This window comes from Streptomyces sp. NPDC042002, from assembly GCF_055588305.1.
The window spans coordinates 1-17182 of the sequence record NZ_JBVJCT010000061.1 but is presented as its reverse complement, the minus strand read 5'-3'; the positions used below and the strand labels follow the sequence as shown (position 1 = coordinate 17182).

The window sequence follows — 17182 nt, the reverse complement described above, 5'->3', positions numbered from 1 at the left end:
GACATTAGTGGAATTGTCTGCTAGTGAGCGTGCCTTCGGCGTGTCCCGGGTTGCGGGGGGTGGTGCGCGCCATCACGCTGGCCAGGACGCCCGCGTGATCGACGGCTCGGGACCGGTCACCCGTTTCCCATGGACTCGCGCGGTGGTCCGCGTACGGGCCCGGGTGGCGGGTGGTCCCGACGACGGGAGGACGGTGGCACACAGGTGAACGCCGGATCGCGTCGTCCTCAACGGCGGCCGGGTGAGCCCGGCACGGGTCGCGGCGGGCGCCGGATGCGGTACGTCGTGGGGAATCGTTCCTCCCGTGGTGTCTGGGCAGTCACGAAGGCGCGTACGACCGCTACCGGGACGCGCCGCGGCACCGGAGACCACGTGGGCGTCGCAGTGAGCCACGGGCTGCGGGTGGCCGCGGCGTACGCGTGGCGGCTGCTCATCCTCGGAGTGGTCGCCTACGCGGTCTTCGCCCTTCTGGGCAGGCTGCAACTCGTCGCCGTGGCCCTGTTCCTCGCGCTGGTCGTGACGGCGGTCCTGCGTCCCCTCGCCGATCTGCTGGCACGCCGCATGCCGAGGACCGCGGCGGTGATCGTGAGCATCATCGGAAGTCTTCTGGTGGTGCTGGGCGTGATGGCGCTGGTCGGTCGTGTCGTGGCGGGCGAATCGGGCCAGCTGGGACATGAGTTCGCCGGGGGGCTCGGGCGGATCGAACGATGGCTGGAGGGCTCCCCCTTCCATCTGAGTCACGCGGTGATGTCGAATCTCCAGGGCAAAGTGGGAACCTTCGTCAACGAGCACCGTTCCGTACTGATCAGCAGCGCCCTCAGTGGTGCCGGCCGCGCGGTGGAGTTCGTCACCGGACTCGTCCTCGCCCTTTTCTGCTCGCTGTTCTTCATCCGTTCAGGGGACAAGTTCTGGCGCTGGTTCCAGGAGTTGATGCCGGAGAGCGCGCGGGACCCGTGGGACCGCGGGGGGCGGGCGGCCTGGCGGACCTTCGCCGGGTACACGCGCGGCATCATCATCGTGGCGGCCACCAACGCCATTCTCGTCGGAATCGCCCTCTACGTTCTGGGCGTCCCCTTGGCGCTGCCGCTCACGCTCCTGGAGTTCTTCGCCGCGTTCATCCCCCTGGTGGGCTCGCCCGTCGCGCTCGGCGTCGCCACCGTGGTCGCCCTGGCCACCAAGGGGCCGGTCGTCGCGATCATCGTGCTCGCCCTGATCGTCGTCATCGGCCAGTTGGAGGGGCACGTACTGCATCCGCTCGTCCTGAGCTGGGCGGTCCGGCTGCACCCCGTGGTCGTGGCCCTGTCCGTCATCGCCGGGAGCATCCTGGCCGGTGTGACCGGCGCCGTCGTGGCCGTACCGATGGTGTCGGTCGCCTGGTCCGTGATCTCCGAGTTGCGCGCACGCCCGGAGCCGGAGCCCTCCGGGCGCTCACCTGGTCACCCGTCCACTCCGCCCGAACCGCACTCCGGGACGGCCGGACGGGCTCGGGCCGAGGAGCCGTAGCGGTGACGGGCGGGCGGAGACGGCGCCGCTGGGGTGTCCGGACCGCTCGTCCGCCGTCGTTTCGGTCCGGGGGACGAGCGGTCCTGGACTCCGTTGTCATGGGGCGGATGCCGTGTCGTCACATCACCGAGTCTGGCGGCGTGCCTTCCGCGGCCACTTCACGGCCGCACGGATCCGCCACCGGGGCTTGCGTGTCTCAGTGGTCTCCGTGGAGTGGGTGACCGGTGTCTTCGACTCGTGGTCGGGGCCGTGGCCCAGGGACCTGCCTTCGGGCGGGCGCGGGCAGCGCGTCGCCCGGTGGGAAGGGGGCTTTCCGTCGTGGACCTGCGGCGGCGAGGAACCGTTCGACGGAACGGCTGTCGTGGATGCGCTGGGCACGGGTGACGTAGGGAGCTCCTGGGCCTCGGTGCGGGTGGCGCGCCGGGATCAGGGGGCTGCCCCTGTGATGGGAAATCGTGAGAGCTGGACCGGTCCGGACAGCGGCGTACGAAGCGTCCTCGCTTCTTTCACGCTGCGCCCGCACCTCCGGAGGGTGACGGTCCCGGCCGCTCGACCGCCGCGGCCGGGACCGGGTCCGTCAGGAGGCCTCCACGGCCGCCTTGATCCGCTGGCCGAAGGCGTCCGCGTCCTTGCGGGCCGCACTCAGCGCGAAGCTCACCAGGAGCTTTCCGATGCCATGGCCCTCAAGGACGTTGTAGATCCTGACACGGGTCGTGCGGTCGCCGGTGGACTCGAGGTCGTAGCCGCCCTCGACCGCCGTGACCGTGTTCTTCGAGACTTCCGCCCAGCGGATCCGGCGGGGCGGCTCGAACTCGGTGATCCGGAACTTCCGGCCCGTCTTCATGCCGGCGTCCTTGACCGTGCTGGTGAAGATCGTGCCTACCGCCGTCGGGCCCTCCGGCGTCTTCGTGATCGCCTGCACCCTGGGGCTGAACTTGGGGTCGTTCGTGCCGGCGGCGAGGAAGGCGAAGACCTCCTCGATGGGGCGGTTGATCTCGGTTGTCGCCTCGAACTGACCGGACAAGGTTCCTCCTGTGCTGCGATCACGGACCGCCCGCTGAGGGCGCGCGGGCTCGCCGCGCATGCTCAGCCTAGGGGGCGGGGGTCCCACAGGCGCGTCGCACGGACCCATTCGTTCAGCGACCGGCACGTAGAACGGAAGGAGAAGGGAGCAGGGGAGAGGAAAGGGGGGATGGTCGCGCGCGATGTCCACTTGTCTCCCCGCGCGACGGCCCCGCACGTTCAACGGCTCCGCACGTTCAGTGGCCCCGCACGTTCAGTGGTCGAAGCCGTCGGTCAGGCGCACGGTGTAGCCGTCGTCCTCCATCAGGACGACGGTGACGCCGAAGGGGTTGGGATGGTCCAGTTCCATGGGGGTGAAGGCGTAGCCGACAGCGGCCTGGACGGGCGGCGGAAGTTCGCCGCCCGGCCGGGGCGCGGGAGCCTCCTCCCATTCGAGGGAGGTCGTGGACCCCTCCGCGTCCTCGGAGCCGGCGGACGAGAACTCCGCGGTGTAGGGGAACTGGTGCAGCACATGGCCGTCCGGGGTGGCGTGGACCATGTTCAGGCAGGGGGCGGGACCGACGACGGGCAACTCGCAGGCGGTGGCGACGTCATGTGTCTCCCAGGCGAGGACGACCTCGTCGGCGCAGGCCGCCGCGGCGATGTTCGACAGCGCCGCGATGCCGGTGAGCGCGTCGGCTCCGGGTTTGGTGGGACGGACCCAGATCAGCCCGACCAGCTCGCCCCGCACCAGCGGCATGATGACCGGCCGGGGCGCCGAACCCTCGCCCACTCCGTTGACGTAGGTGCTTTTCATCGAGCTGACCAGCGTGTCCCACGTTCGTGTGTCCACGGAAGTCCCCTTTGCCGCTGTTGCCATCGATCACCTGTGACCCTGTCACGTGGGGCGTCCCCGTGTCAGCGGGATGTCCGGCGCACGACTTCAATCATCCGGCGCATCGCAACGCGTCGATCACCCTCATGGCCGCCGAGCGCTTCCCGCAGGTGTCGGCCGCGGAAGCGGACCTCTGGGTACGGTCGGCGCCCGCGAAGAGCCGGGCCGCCCCACCTTGTTGTTCAACCAGTTGGTTGACTAAGGGGCGGGTCGGTCGTACGGTTATTCAACCGACTGGTTGATTACGTGAGGTGAGAGGTGGCCGACGACAGGCTGTCCCGGGTGTTCTCCGCGCTGGCCGACCCGACCCGGCGCGACATCGTGGCCAGGCTGGCCACGGGGGATGCCACGGTCAACGAACTGGCCGAGCCCTACGACGTGACCGTGCAGGCCGTGTCCAAGCACATCAGGGTGCTGGAGGACGCCGGTCTGGTCAGCCGCAGCAGGGACGCTCAGCGTCGGCCCTGCCATCTCGAGGGCGAGGTCCTCGACCTGATGACGAAATGGATCGAACGCTACCGCCGTGAGGCGGAGGACCGTTTCCGCCGCCTCGACGCCGTCCTCGAACAGATGGAGGAACAGCCGGTGAAGGGCGCAACGACGAAGAAGGCGGCATCGTGAGCACCGCGAACGCGAGCGACCGGCGCGAGACACGGATCGTGGCCGACCCGGCGTCGCCCACCATCCTCATCACCCGGGAGTTCGACGCGTCCCGAGAGCGCGTGTTCAGGGCGAAGATCTATCGTCTGGGTATCTGTGCAGGTTGAAGGCATGATGATGTTGCTCAGGTCAGCAAATGGTCAGCATCGGGCGCGGGGGAGTCCCGGCTTGCTGACCTGGTGACCGCCGCGGCGGATGCCTGAGTGCAGATGCTCGGTACCCGCTCGGAAGGTTTGCTACATGGCTCGTCAGCTCGCTCGCGGTATGGGGTCGTTCTTCAAGGACTGTGACTGTGTCAGGCCGACCCGGTGTCCGCACCTGTACACGATCCGTTTCAGGGACGCGCTCGGGAAGCAGCGGGAGGAGGTCGGCTTCGGTACTCAGGACGACGCGGTCGAGCGCCTCACGCAGATATACGTGGAGAAGAAGCGGACGGCGCCGTCCGTCGCCGAGGCTCGCCGCGAGTTGGGGCAGATGACGGTGGCGGAATACGCGAAGCAGTGGAGGTCCCGGCAACGTCGGATGGCGGAGTACTCCACGGGCCAGCGCATCGACAGTGCCCTCAACGCCCACATCAATTCCCGACTCGGGTCGCGGAAGCTGAATTCCGTCACGCCGATCGTGGTCGAGCGTTTCCTGGACGAGTTGGAGGCCGACGGGGTCGGTCGGGGAAATCAGATCAACATACTCCAGACCTTGAAGGCGATCCTGCGCGATGCCTACGACAAGGGGGCGATGGCGGACGACCCGATGAAGGGTGTGCAGAAACCGGAGTACGTCCGTAAGAAGGTGGTCATCCCGACCCTGGCGTATCTGAAGCAGGGACTGGCTGTCGCCGGTGACGATCTCGCGCTCGAGATCGTCATGATGGCGGGGTGCGGACTGCGCAATGGTGAGGCGCGGGCCGTGAACATCAACAACGTGGTGGCGGACGATGTCTACCGCGTGCACGAGCAGATCCACGGCAACACGTACAGGCCGGCGAAGCTCAAGCACCGCAAGCCGGGAGAGTTCCGGGAGGTTCCACTGCCCCGTTCGGTGCGGGAAGCGATGGAACGGTACGGGGAGAAGCACGGTGCCACTGCGGAGGGCTACCTGCTGCGCGGGCCGAGCGGCTACTACACGGAGATGATGGAGCGCCGCCGCGTCCGCAGCCTCTTCGAGAAGCTGCCGGTGATCGACGGGATGGGGATGTACAGCTTCCGGCACTACTTCGCGTCCAACGCGCTTGGAAGCGGCATTCCGATCACGGACGTGGCCGAGTGGATGGGGCACAGGTCGATCGAGGAGACGTACCGCACGTACAGGCACCTGATGCCGGGGAGCATCGCGAAGGCGGCGCGTGTGCTGGACGCTGGTCTGTGGGAAACAGCTTGATTCGCCTTTGAGGCCAGCAGGTTCTTCGTCTGCTGGTGGTACACGCCTGGCTTGCTTCTGACCTGCGGTAGGGGGTGGAATCATCTGCTTCGAAGCCGAGTTGGTCCGCGCCTGGTCCGGATCTTGGTGAGCCCGTGGTGCTAGCGAGTGGGCTTCGCGGTACCACATGGCGCAGGTAGGCAAGACCGTCTTCTGACTCCACGTGGTTCAGTTCGACGCCGGTCGCGCGGGTTTGGTCTTCGCGGTCCAGGTGCGTCGATGCTGTTGGTGACACGGTTGTGACAGATGCTTGCCTCCCTCGGCCTGCGGGGCCGCTGGCGCGGCGCTGGTCGGCCGCAGCTTGGGAGCGGACGCTTTCGGTAGGTCGGGGCGCGTCCAAGGATTCGAACAGGTGTAGGCATCGTGGCGCGGCATGGGTACGATCGCAGTCGCTTGTCCACGACCTGTTGTGGGTGCAAATTTTGCAGCGAGAGGGCGGCGGATGACCGATGCGGAGCTATCCGGGGAGCTGGTCGATGGTCGCACGGGTGTCCGTACTAGTGTTGCCGTTCGGTTGGGACGCGTCCCCGCGTCTAGGGGCGGTTGAGGTCCGCTGGCTTTGTTGTTGAGGCTGCTTCCGGTGGCGCGGGGCAAGCGGTAAGGATAAGTGCGTGCAGCCCTGCTGGGGAGAGCGTCGGGTGCAGGACGAGAGCGGGTTGATCGATGGCAATCGTGGCACGAGAGCCCTTGGGTGTGGTTGCGGGAGCGCTGGCTCCCGGAGATCTCGTACCCCGCGGTGCGGACCTGGCGGTTGTTGAAGCCGAGGGAGCGAAAGTCGTTGCGGCCTACCGAGTCGAGGCGCGAGAGCGGGAGCGACGGGTGGCTGCGGGTATGCCCCCCCTGACGCGACCGGATGCCCTGAACCTCTTGATGGCGCTGCCACTCGGCGAGCCTGTTCCTGCCGTATCACTGAACGGCAGGGAACGCCGAGCGTTGAAGTGCCTGCCGAAAGGGGCGGTGGTCCGACGCGACGGATTGATTACCCGTCTGGCAACCCAGCCGGTCCACGTCGACATGGTGTTCGTGCCCGGACGCAGCTGGGAATCGGCGATGGAGCGGGCCGAGCGGTTCACGCCTTTCACTGCTCGTTCCGTATTGATCGATGGCGCGTTGCGGCGCAAGAACGAGGCCGTGATGCGCGCTGACTTCTACGGCATCGGGTTGCTTCACGTCCGGGGTGATGCGGTCGAGGTTGTTGTGCCACCCAGTCCCTTCGTGCGCAAGCGCCATACGGTTGCTGGCTGGAAATTCCTGGAAGACGTCCACCGTCAGCTCCCCTGATGGGGTGCATCCGGCTACTGAGTGACGGGCAACGTCGCCCATGCTTTGAGCGGCGCGGGTACTTGGAACCCGGACTTGGGACTTGCACCCACTCCGATGCGCTGGTTTTCCAGTGCGTAGCGGTCGACGGCTGCAGCGCATTTGTTGCGCCACCACGTCTTACGCTCGGAGCCGACTCGGTAGCTTGCCATGTTGCTGACCCATGCGCCCCAGGTGCGGATGTTGTGGTTCTCGGCCTCACGCCGCGTTTCACCGTCTGAAAGGTAAAAGCTGTCGAGGCTGCGCCCGTCGCACTCCTCGCAGTCGCAGGTTGCCGGATCGGCATTGCCGTAGACCTTGGACAAGGACTCGGCGCCCTTGAAGCACATCAACTGCGGCATCAGGATGTGCGGGTACGTGGGGCCGCCGCCGCGCTTGCCTATCTGTGCCTTCTCGTCGGGCGGTATCGCGTGGCGGAGCGAGCTCTGGACGCCGATTCCCGCGCAGAGGGCGCCGTGCGCCATCACGTCGAGAGCTGCGAGGTCTGTGCGCAGCAGTGACATGTGCTCCACCTCGGTGAACAGCCTGCGCAAGTTGGCCGGGATGTCCTTCGTCTGTCCCAGCGGGTCGAACTGGCGGAAGAGGATGACTGCCTTCGGGTGATGGATCTTGTCGCAGACCGCGATCAGTTGGCCGATGTTCTCCCGGCTCAGCCAGGTGACATCGATCGGAAGAGTGACTAGCGTGTCGGCTCGCTCGATCCGGTTGGCTTCCCGCATTACCGCTTTGAGGGCACGGGAGTTCGCCGGCGGTATGTAGCCGGTGGGCGTCAGTGCTGCGGTTGCCCCTCGAGCCTTCTGGAAGTTCAGCGAGGTGTCCACGGCGGCGAACAGTTCGTCGGGAGGAGCCATGAACGGTTCCTCCGCCGTTGCCGTGTACGTGGTGTACACGGCGCTGTCGATCAGCAGAGTGCCTTGGTAGCCGACGTCGGCGCGGAGCTGGAAGGCGCGTGCGTCGGCGTTGGCGCCGGTCATGACCACGCCGCTCAGGCCGTCATCGAGGGCCGGGCGAGGTCGGGGAGTGTACTGGGCATGTTCGTGCAGTAGTACCCGACCCTGCAAGAGCGGTACCGCTGCCACGGTGTGGTCGAGCGCCTTCACGGCGGGCGGTCGCCGCCTGGGAACGGGGGCGTTGCTCATGAATCACCTCGCAGAAGGGTCCGGCACGTCCTTGTGTCCGGACGGAGAAGAAGCGCACAAGTAGATCTCGTGGAACTCCTCACGACCCAGGCCCGCCAGGTGCGCGGTCTCGGTCGCACTGAGGTGGTGCTGTCCCTCAAGCCGGGTGACGGCCTGAGCGATATGGCGCGGGGCCTCGCGCCGGATGACGATCGGTTCGTTGGTGCGGTAGCCGAGTGCGGACAACTCGACCATGAGCGTGCGGTACTGCCACTCGCTGATCACGCCCAGGTCCGTGGCCCGCCGGATGAGGGCGGCCATGGAGACCCCCCAGCGGGCTTTGAGGTCCATGAGGCGGGCGACGTCGATGCCGGGCTTCAGCTCTCCCAGGATCACCTCGTGCGGCATGAGGAACTCGGCGGCGAACCGGTCGGCTTGGGACTCTTGTGTACGTCCCTCGCCTGGCTCGCGGTGCATGATCAGATGGCCCAGCTCGTGAGCGAGGCTGAAGCGTGAACGGTCACCAGGGGCAGTGGAGTTGAGGAGTATCAGCGGAGCCCGGTCGCGCGGCCACTGACTGACGGCGTCGAGTTCGGTGGTGCCCAGATCGCGGACCACGACCAGGGCGCCGGCGTGTTCGAGCAGCGCAACCAGGTCGTCGATAGGGCCAACGGGAACGTTCCACTCTTCGCGCAGCGTCTCCGCAGCGTCCGCGGGAGTGTCGAAGTCGTTGACCTCAATGGGCCTGAACCGGTGGGGATGGCGGAGGGCCGCCGCCCGCGTTACCGCTTCGACCTGGAGTCGGGTGAGCGCCAGCGTCGCATGGATTCGGCGCAGCGCGGGGGTTCCCAGTGAGGCCCGCTTGCGGTGGTGTATGAGCCCAATGCCTGCCCCGGCCGTATCGGCGGCCTGGCACAGCACCTCGGGTGTGAAGCGAAGCGCGGCGGCGAACAGGAGCACCCGCTCCGCCCGGACCGGGATGCGTCCGGCTTCGGCCCGGCTTACGTACCCCTGCGAGATGCGGTTGCCCTCCACGTGCGACATCTGCTCCGCGAGTTCGGACTGGGTCCACCCCCGAGAGTCGCGCGCCAGGACGAGCATGGCGGGATCCGCCAGCAACTCCTCGTGATCACTCACGGTCCACCTCCAGCCCTCGCAAGTCTCAACTCCCCTGAGGATACACGGTTTTATCCCTCAAAATATTCCGAACATGATCCGTAAGGTGTCATGCCTTTAGGGATACCACGCGCCACTGACAGTCCAACTGCACATCTGTTGAACGTTGTTGGGTGGAGGGAGGGCTTCACCGGCATCATCCGCCCGAGACGGTGGATCGCTGCGCAGATCAGGAGGTCGCTCCGCGGAGGAACACAGGGTTGCCGCATCGCGTTCGTCACGGCTGTATCTATCGCACGTTCGCCGCCATCAACGAACATCAGTTGCCGCATAAGTGCGGTCGGCGGTCGAGTTTGAGCACGTCGGGTTCGGGTGTTGTGGGGGCGGGAGGATGGGTGGGTGCTGTCCCGGATCTGGGGTCTGACTCCTGACATCTCTGACCAATGTGTCCTGGTCTCACAGTGTCGGCCGTGGGTCGGGGATGGTGCGTTGTCGGTGCCGGGCCGGCGGGGAGTGTCCCGATAGGGGCCTGCCGATTGTTGTGGCGTCCTCACGATTCTGACCGTCTGTCGCGATCCGGTACCGGCAATGCGACGCGGCCATCGGACCGGAAGGGGAATGGCATGTCCACATCGGCCATGTCCAGCGCACGGCCTGCTGTCCAGACCCGTCGTCGCTATACGGGGGAGGTGTTGTTGGGGGTGGATACGCACCGCGACGCCCATGAGGCTGCGGTGCTCTCCGCAACGGGGTCCGTGCTGGACACCGGTGAACTCCCGGCGACCGCAGCCGGGTATCTAGATCTGCTGAAGTAGGCCAGGAAGTCGGGAACTGTCAGGCGCGCCGGAGTGGAAGGGACCGGCTCCTACGGGGCGTCCCTGTCGCGCTACCTGCTTGCGCAGGCGTGGATGTGTTGGACGTGAACCGGTTGGATCGGGCGGATCGCCGGCGGCGTGGTAAGTCGGATCCGCTGGATGCTCAGAACGCGGCGCGAGCCGTGCTGAGTGGGCGGGCTCGCTCCCGGGCCAAGGGGGGCGCCGGGCCGGTGCAGATCGCCAGGATGTACAAGCGCACGAAGGTGTCGGCCGTCAAAGCCCGCACGCAGGCCATCAATCAGCTCAAGGCCGTTCTCATCACTTCCGACCCAGCCTTGCGGGAAGAGCTGGCGGGACTGGGCAATGCCGAACTCTTCCGTACCTGTGCGGGGTTCGCCGGCACGAGCGGAGGGGAGGGGGTCGGCGAGGAGTCGGTGCTGCAGGCCACGCGGATCACGCTGGGTTGGCTGGCTCATCGGACTGGTCAGCTGTCCGAGCAGGTCCGGGAAGTGGATGCTCGTCTGGCCCGGCTCGTGGAATGCCATGCCCCGCAGCTGCTGGAGGTGGTGGGGATCGGGCCGGACACGGCTATCGCTCTGCTGATCGTGGTGGGGGACAGCCCCGCAGGACAGACGCGCCGGCCTGATCGGCATTGTGGTGGCGGGCGCGCTGGCCGCGACCGGATTCGCTGCACCCGCGCAGGCCGCGAACAACGGCGCGGCAGAGCGATGGGACCACGCCGGAACCCAGACTGGGATGGACGCCGCCGTCAGGGACGGAGTGCCGGGCGTCACCAGGCAGAGTGTCGACAAGTCTGGACGCTGGGAAGGCACTTCGGGCGTCGGCAATCTGAAGACGGGCAAGCCGCGCAGTGACCACGACCGCTGCCGGGTCGCCTCCATTACCAAGACGTTCGTGTCCACTGTGCTGCTCCAGCTGGAGGCTGAGGGGAAGCTCGATCTGGACGACAAGGTCGAGCAGTGGCTGCCCGGGGTCGTCCACGGCAACGGCCACGACGGCAGCAGAATCAGCATCCGGCAACTGCTCAACCACACCAGCGGAATCTTCGACGTCACCTCGGACGACGACTTCGGGAAGCGGGTGTTCACCAAGGGGTTCCTGAAGCACCGCTACGGCACCTGGACGCCCGCGCAGCTGGTGAGGATCGCCGTGGGGCGCCGGCCCCCCTTCGAGCCGGGCACCTCCTGGAGCTACTCCAACACCAACTACGTACTTGCGAGCGTGCGCCGGTGATTCCTGGTCACCGGCGGTCGGCCGAAAGGATGACGAGGAACTGGCCACCGCCCGCCTCGATGGCGGCGGTCACCGGCAGCCCCGGTACGAGTCGGGAGAACCGGTCCACCAGCCAATCCGCCGCTTCTTGGGCGTCTCGCCTGGTCGGACAACGGCCCACCATCTCGCGGCCCCCCTTGCGCTCCAGCCTCCCGGCCACGGTGATCAGCGGCGCGGGTTCGACCACGTACAGGCGGTCCGGCCAGGCGATGACCACCTTGACCGCGCCCTTGCGGGTGTTGCATCCGCGATGCGCGAGCCGCTCGGCGACCTTGGCCTTGCGGTCGGCGGTCCGGCTGTCGACGCTGGGACCCCGCGGGTCGTTCACCGACTCGTCGGGGTCGACCGGTTCATCACACACCCAGCATCGCCAGCCGTCGCGCTCGGCCACATCATCAAGGGGACTCATCCGAGCAAACTAGCCTGCCCGGCCGCTACCCCGCGCACCAGGATGCGGCGGCGCGAGATCAGCCGCTGCCTGAAGAAGTACGTGGCCCGCGAGGTCTACCGCCTCGTCCAGGAGCGGGACTGAGCGGGCGGGCCACGGTGAGCGGAAGTCTGCCTTGATGGCGACGGCGGTGGGACCCGCCGGGCTTCGTGGACCGGGTGGCGGCTGCGCGTGGAAGTGCTGAACGGTGCAGATCGGTGCTGCCTACACGGTCTCCTCGAAGACCGTATCTGCCTGAGTAGTTCACCCGCCATCGCAAGGATGGCCCAGTGTTGCAGAATGGACGGTCCGGGCTTGAGGGGGAAACGGTGGCACTGGTGCATGTGCACGGAATCGGCAATCGCAAGGCAGAGGACGAGGAGCGGGCAGCCTTGCGGGACAGTTGGTTTCGGCTCGAGTTGTTGCCGGCGGCGGGCTGTCGATCGCCCGAGACCCCGATCCTCAATCCGCACTGGGGCGCGCTGTTGCCGCCGCCGGCATGGAACTGGGCGAGCCTGCGGATTGACGGCGTGGAATCTCTGGGCGATGAAAGGTCGGCGATCGACGACTCGGTCGAGGAGATGGTCGTCGGGTCCGTGGCGGCGGAGCCGGATGTTACGGAGGGGCGCGTGCTGGTGACGGCCGCACGGAAGTCGTTGTTGTTGGCCTTGGAGTTGCTAGCGGCATCGGTGGACGCCCGGTCGGCAGAGGAGCGGGACACGACGGTGATGTTCTGCGCGCGAGCCGTGGCCTATTGGGCGTGGAAGACCGGCGAGGGTCGGCACGGCGACGGCGTCGAGTTCTTCGCGTGGATCGGCGAGATCGAGGGCGACATCGATTTCCTGGATCGCCTGGCCGAGGAACTGAACCTCTGGCAGGGAAAGTTGGATGACGGTAGTGGGGCGCGTGATGCACTGGACGAGTGGGAAACGTTCGGTGGCATGCTCGTGCCCCGGTCCGCGCGGGCGGCCGTGCGGCGCATGAACGCTGCCTTCGCGAAGACCATTGCTGGCGGTGTGATGGCAGTGAGCCGGCGCTTCACGCCGAAGGGCGCACTGCTGTTGGCGGATGTCGCCGGGTATCTCGCTGGACGTGGCAGTGTCGAACGGCCTGGTCCTGTCGTGGAATTGGTGGGCAACGCGCTGGATAGCGCGGCCGAAGCGGCACGCGAGAACGGTGATCCGCTGATCGTTGTGGCGCACAGTATGGGCGGCAACATCGTCCACGACGTCCTCTCGTTGTACCGGCCCGATGTGCGCGTCGACCTGCTGGTCACCGTGGGCACGCAAGTCGGCCTGTTCGAGGAGCTGAAGCTGTTTGCAGCGAGCGATCCGGCCGTGCCGTCCCCGCACGTTGCGAGGGTGCCGATGCTGCCGAATGTGACGCGGTGGATCAACGTCATGGACGTACGGGATCCGTTGGCGTTCGCGGCCGGGCCCGTGTTCGCCGGCGCGGAGGATCTGGTTTTCGACAGCGGGGCCCTGATGCCGCACGGCGCCTATCTCACCTCGCCGGACTTCCACCGCCGCCTCGCCCGCCGCATCGCCGAGGGGACCCGCTCGTGACCACGCTCAGGGATCGCGCCATCCACGGCCCGGCGCTGCACGCGTTCGTGATCGGCGTGGGGCAGTACGACCGATTCAAGGGCGGCCCGCTTCAGCGAACCAAGGCCCAGGCTGCCGACCACTGCCGCAGCTTTGCCCAATTGACCGCCCCGCCCGTTTCCGCGACGGCGATGTGCGAGGCCCTGCTCGGTCCGCTGGGTGAGCGCCCGGAGCTGCCGTTGGGCAGTCTGGAGGTGCTGATCTCGGCGGAGGCACCGGTGCGCCTGGCAGGCGACGACGGTTCGACGGAGATCGCGCTGGCCATGATGAGCGAGGTGATAGCGGCGTTCGAGCGGTGGTACGAACGCTGCGACAGGCACACGGACAACGTCGCGCTATTCCACTTCTGTGGTCACGGCGTCCAGATCGGCCGAGGCCCGCACGGCCTGTTGCTGCAGGACACCGGCGAGAACATGCACTCGTATTTCACGAACGCCATCGACATAGATGGCACCGTGCTGGGAATGGAGGAGAACGCCGCAGGGAAGCAGCTCTACTTTGTCGACGCGTGCCGCAGCATGCCCTCGTCACTAGAGGCGTTGGGCATTCTCGACGCCACTGCGCTGAAGACCCCGCCGCGTGACCCCCAGAGCCGAGACCGTCTGGTGCTGCGATCCACGGACGTCGCAGCCGACGCGTACGCCCGCCGCAAGTCGCCGTCGCTGTTCACCAGAGCGGTGCTGAATGCGCTGAGCATGCCGCGCGAGCCGCGTCAGGGCTCAAGGTGGGAGGTCACCACGGACACCATCGGGCCCTACGTCCGCCAGCTAACGGGGTGGCCGGGGCTGCAGGAGCAGGACGAACCGCACCAAGTGTGCGATACCTCTGGCAGCTCCACCAAGGGCGGCACCGTGTTCACGTTCGACGAGTGCCCGCCGGTACCGTTCCACTTCGATACGATTCCCGGTGATGCGCTCTCGTCCGCCACGTGGATGCTGTCCGAGCGCGCCAGCGGACACCTCATCCAGCGGCGCGGTCCCGCGCCTGAGCCGTGGCAGGGCAAAGGCCCCAGCGGCCCGGCCCGGCTCGATGCCGACTTTGTCAACGGCCGCTTCACCGCCACCGGTTGCGACGTGTGGCTGTCTCCGCCGAGCCACCAAAGCACCCTCGCCTTGGGGGAGTTGTGAACTCCCGCACGGAACAGACCGTCGTGCATGCCCCGACCGTTCCGGCAGCCAGAGCGGGCACAGTTGTCGGCGCGGCGGAGATCTTGGACCACCATAACCGTGTCTTGGACCGTTTTCCGCTGTGCACAGAGCAACCACATACGGTGCAGCTGCGCGCTGGCGAGCGGTTCCTGCTGCGCGGCTGGTCACCGTACGTGCCGCTGCGCCGCACGCTGGTCACCGGTGGGGACCCGACGGCCCGCCTCGCCACGGACGCCACTGCGGAGACACGGCTTACGGACCGGGGGCGCCGAAGCACGTCTGGGTGGCTGAGTTTGTGGCAGGGGCCTCGGGGCGGTTTCGACGGGTGGGCGCCGCTGCCGCTCTCGGCCCTGGCCGACGCGGATGGGGAGGGACCGGCGATCATCCCGACGGGCACCCCCGAGCGGCCGCTTGCCATCCAAGTCGGTGGCGGCAAGCGTCCGCCCGCCTGCACGGTGGTGGCGCCCGGCATGCCCGTGACCGTCGACCCGGTCGAGGGCCTGGCAAGCATCCGACTGTCACTTCGGCCGGTGGCCGACTCCGGCTACACCCTCTTGGAGGCCCTGCGCCGCGGCGAGTTCCTGTGGGCCAGAACCGTCGCGCAGGCGCCGCACGCGCCGGTGCCCGCCGCCTGGTTGCGGGTCGGCGAGTTCGGGCTCTTCGACCTGGCGGTCGCGTATCTGCGCTGCCGCCAAGGGGACGTCGACTGGGTTGAGCAGTGGCTGTCCTCACGCTCGGATTTGCGCGGACCGCAGGCCGACGCCGGGGATATTGCCGCACTGTCGGCCTGGGTCGCGCGCCGCAGAGGCCGCTGGGGCTTGCATGAGGCACTGTGGCGCGAGTCCCTTGAGAACTGGGCGCTCCCCTTGACCGGAGAGGGGCTTGACCTGCTGTACGAGGACCTGATCCGGCAGCCGGAGCCGATCCGCCAGATCGCGGAGCGTGTGGTGCCTTTGATGGCTGCCGCGCATCCCTCGGCCCTGCTCACGTTCACGGCCTCGGCGCCCGGCGAGCCGAGCGTGTCCATACGCAATCGTGATCGATCTCCGCGTGGACCGGCGCGGGCTTTCCGGCTGAACGCGCAAGGCGACTCCGGAGTACGCCTCACCTTGGGACGCACGCTCCCTCCCAGGGAGTCCCGGCGGTCAGAAACGGCCCCCGTTCAGAGGCTGCACCAGAGTCTGCGGGAGTACCGGCTCGACATTCGCTGTGGCCCCCGCAGCTCGGACCGCGACCTGCTGTGGGACCTGGCCCGGCTCATTGTGGACACCGGTGTGTACGACGGCCAGTTGAGGTTCGCGACACCCGACCATGTGGTCGTCCCGCTCACCTATCTCCCCGATCAAACCCGCGACCGCCTCATGCGGATCATCGAGGAGTGGTGGTTTGGTGCACGCCGTGTCGGCTCGCTGACACTCACCACCCGCACGGGCAGCGTGCTCCTCGACCAAGACTCCGCGACGGCCCCGGGCCCCCACGCGCTTCTTGAGCTGTTGGGCGCAGACGAGGACTGATTCCCGGGGCTGTGATGCCAGCCCATTGCTCGCCCGCCGGTGGTACCGGAGCTCAGGGCTCCCGTCCGGGCGCTGAAGCCCCAGTTGGGCAGGGATGCGGTGCACTGGGCCGACCGCGGCGCCGGCGCCGGAGAACCGGGTGCGTGGACGCCCGAGGTATGTGCGGAGTCGCGTCTTGCACGGCCCGGGTCCCGCGCCTGTCAGGCGAGGGCGGCTGCGATCACGTCCACGGCCTTGCCGCCGCTCGCTTCGATGTCGACCCAGCGGATCTCCGGCAGAGACATGGGGGCCGTCTCCTTTACTCGGAGCAAGGCGCTGACGAAGCGCCGGTCTTCGGAGAGGAAGACGTCGCATTCCGGGAGATAGCAGGCCAGCTGATTGTCGCGGCCGGTGCTCTTGGTGACCTTGTGTTCGAGCAGCGCGACGCCAGAGACCCATCGCAGCCAATTGCGCGGCATCCGTTCCTCGTTGACGTCCGTGAGCCAGAACCGGGTGAAGTCCTCCGGGTCCCGCAGCACGCGGTCGAGCTTCAGATACGGCGCGAGCCAGTCGCCGTAAGTTGTGTCGTGCCCCGCCCATGTCTTGAGGTCGTGGCGGTCCAGGGCCTGCCGGAACACATCGCGCCCCTCGACGCGCCATCCTGCTACGTGAACTCCGCGCTGCCAGCCCGCGAGGTAGGCGCCCTCGGCGGCCGTGTAGGTGACCTTGGACAGGCCCTCCCCGTGCCACTTGGCCTCACGCATCGAGAGGCTGTTGCTCTTCATGACGCCGAAGACCCGGTCCTCGTCCGTGTCCGTGAGGCGCGGCTGGCGGGCCGCGAGCGGAGCGCTGTCTCGTGCCGCCTCCCGCCAAATACCGCGCGTCCAGAAATTTCGCAGGTCAGCCGGCCGTCCGGCCTGGGGCAGCTGGCGCACCCACTGAGGGCGTGTCCGACGCGCCTCTGCCATGAACTCCTCACACTCGACATCGACTTCGGTACGCAGCCGTACTCAGTGTGGCGAAGTCATCGCGTCGATGATGCGGTCCCGCTTCCCTGGGTCGCTGGTGCGCAGGACCTCGAGCAGCGTGGCAGGTGGCGTCCGAATGGACAGACGCTTGCTCTTGGACAGGGCCTCGAGCTCGGCCTTGGCGCCCTCGATGCCTACGTACGACCACACGTTGTTGTCCAGGATCACCCTCATGCACCCATGGTGGCGGGCCGACCGCCGTTGCCGACACAGGTTTTCCCGCGGTCAATGCTTGTGACCTTCACGATTTAGGCGCTGTTTCTCGGATCTCCTGACGGGGCTGGGGTGTTGAGGTCACGCTGGTGGTATGGGTCGTGGGGATCTGACGAATGCGGAGTGGGATC

General features: G+C 67.4%; 17 protein-coding genes. 10 read left to right on the top strand and 7 right to left on the bottom strand.

Annotated features, from left to right (window positions below; genetic code table 11):
• Nucleotides 1–204: 204 nt before the first annotated feature.
• Entirely contained in the window at nt 205–1503 is a 1299-nt protein-coding gene (locus ACZ6KY_RS40625) for an AI-2E family transporter (RefSeq protein ID WP_469315282.1), read from the top strand.
• A 577-nt stretch (nt 1504–2080) separates the two neighbouring features.
• Here ACZ6KY_RS40625 and ACZ6KY_RS40620 read toward each other — a convergent pair.
• Both ACZ6KY_RS40620 and ACZ6KY_RS40615 read right to left on the bottom strand, forming a co-directional pair.
• Complete coding sequence (locus tag ACZ6KY_RS40620; RefSeq protein WP_469315281.1) at nt 2081–2527, bottom strand: SRPBCC family protein; 447 nt, start codon at nt 2525–2527, stop codon at nt 2081–2083.
• 252 nt (nt 2528–2779) lie between these two features.
• On the bottom strand, nt 2780–3358 hold the full coding sequence (locus tag ACZ6KY_RS40615; RefSeq protein ID WP_469315280.1) for a hypothetical protein: 579 nt from the start codon (nt 3356–3358) through the stop codon (nt 2780–2782).
• A 300-nt stretch (nt 3359–3658) separates the two neighbouring features.
• On the opposite strand from ACZ6KY_RS40615, the gene ACZ6KY_RS40610 reads away from it, so the two are divergent.
• The 4 genes from ACZ6KY_RS40610 to ACZ6KY_RS40595 all read left to right on the top strand — a co-directional run bounded on the left by ACZ6KY_RS40610 (nt 3659) and on the right by ACZ6KY_RS40595 (nt 6757).
• On the top strand, nt 3659–4021 hold the full coding sequence (locus tag ACZ6KY_RS40610; RefSeq protein ID WP_469315279.1) for an ArsR/SmtB family transcription factor: 363 nt from the start codon (nt 3659–3661) through the stop codon (nt 4019–4021).
• The gene (locus ACZ6KY_RS40605) at nt 4018–4167 is read left to right on the top strand and encodes an SRPBCC family protein (RefSeq protein ID WP_469315278.1); all 150 of its coding nucleotides are present in this window, start codon (nt 4018–4020) and stop codon (nt 4165–4167) included. Before ACZ6KY_RS40610 ends, ACZ6KY_RS40605 begins: the two co-directional genes overlap by 4 nt.
• A gap of 157 nt (nt 4168–4324) precedes the next feature.
• Complete coding sequence (locus ACZ6KY_RS40600; RefSeq protein WP_469315291.1) at nt 4325–5437, top strand: tyrosine-type recombinase/integrase; 1113 nt, start codon at nt 4325–4327, stop codon at nt 5435–5437.
• A gap of 858 nt (nt 5438–6295) precedes the next feature.
• On the top strand, nt 6296–6757 hold the full coding sequence (locus ACZ6KY_RS40595; protein WP_469315277.1) for a hypothetical protein: 462 nt from the start codon (nt 6296–6298) through the stop codon (nt 6755–6757).
• A 14-nt stretch (nt 6758–6771) separates the two neighbouring features.
• On the opposite strand, the gene ACZ6KY_RS40590 is transcribed toward ACZ6KY_RS40595, so the two are convergent.
• Nucleotides 6772–7935: a hypothetical protein gene (locus ACZ6KY_RS40590; RefSeq protein WP_469315276.1), complete on the bottom strand. Its 1164-nt coding sequence runs from the start codon at nt 7933–7935 to the stop codon at nt 6772–6774.
• Between the two features lie 3 nt (nt 7936–7938).
• Nucleotides 7939–9051 (bottom strand): helix-turn-helix domain-containing protein, encoded by a 1113-nt coding sequence (locus tag ACZ6KY_RS40585; protein ID WP_469315275.1) that lies wholly within the window; start codon nt 9049–9051, stop codon nt 7939–7941.
• 1024 nt (nt 9052–10075) lie between these two features.
• Between ACZ6KY_RS40585 and ACZ6KY_RS40580 the strand changes: the two genes are divergently transcribed.
• The gene (locus ACZ6KY_RS40580) at nt 10076–10720 is read left to right on the top strand and encodes a transposase (RefSeq protein WP_469315293.1); all 645 of its coding nucleotides are present in this window, start codon (nt 10076–10078) and stop codon (nt 10718–10720) included.
• Nucleotides 10602–11099, top strand: coding sequence for a serine hydrolase domain-containing protein (locus ACZ6KY_RS40575; RefSeq protein ID WP_469315274.1), 498 nt, complete (start codon nt 10602–10604; stop codon nt 11097–11099). Before ACZ6KY_RS40580 ends, ACZ6KY_RS40575 begins: the two co-directional genes overlap by 119 nt.
• A gap of 7 nt (nt 11100–11106) precedes the next feature.
• Here the strand turns inward: ACZ6KY_RS40575 and ACZ6KY_RS40570 are convergent, their stop codons facing one another.
• On the bottom strand, nt 11107–11547 hold the full coding sequence (locus ACZ6KY_RS40570; protein ID WP_469315273.1) for a hypothetical protein: 441 nt from the start codon (nt 11545–11547) through the stop codon (nt 11107–11109).
• A gap of 308 nt (nt 11548–11855) precedes the next feature.
• Here ACZ6KY_RS40570 and ACZ6KY_RS40565 point away from each other — a divergent pair, with 308 nt between their 5' ends.
• From ACZ6KY_RS40565 to ACZ6KY_RS40555, 3 genes are read left to right on the top strand one after another with little or no spacing between them, the layout of a single operon-like run.
• Entirely contained in the window at nt 11856–13130 is a 1275-nt protein-coding gene (locus ACZ6KY_RS40565; RefSeq protein ID WP_469315272.1) for a hypothetical protein, read from the top strand.
• Complete coding sequence (locus tag ACZ6KY_RS40560) at nt 13127–14296, top strand: caspase family protein (protein WP_469315271.1); 1170 nt, start codon at nt 13127–13129, stop codon at nt 14294–14296. The genes ACZ6KY_RS40565 and ACZ6KY_RS40560 overlap by 4 nt, the downstream gene beginning before the upstream one ends.
• Nucleotides 14293–15831, top strand: coding sequence for a hypothetical protein (locus ACZ6KY_RS40555; RefSeq protein ID WP_469315270.1), 1539 nt, complete (start codon nt 14293–14295; stop codon nt 15829–15831). Before ACZ6KY_RS40560 ends, ACZ6KY_RS40555 begins: the two co-directional genes overlap by 4 nt.
• Nucleotides 15832–16031: 200 nt before the next feature.
• Here the strand turns inward: ACZ6KY_RS40555 and ACZ6KY_RS40550 are convergent, their stop codons facing one another.
• Together ACZ6KY_RS40550 and ACZ6KY_RS40545 are read right to left on the bottom strand one after the other, a co-directional pair.
• Complete coding sequence (locus ACZ6KY_RS40550; RefSeq protein ID WP_469315269.1) at nt 16032–16778, bottom strand: hypothetical protein; 747 nt, start codon at nt 16776–16778, stop codon at nt 16032–16034.
• Between the two features lie 42 nt (nt 16779–16820).
• A complete protein-coding gene (locus ACZ6KY_RS40545; RefSeq protein WP_469315268.1) occupies nt 16821–17012 on the bottom strand; it encodes a hypothetical protein in 192 nt (63 codons plus the stop codon).
• Between the last annotated feature and the right edge of the window lie 170 nt (nt 17013–17182).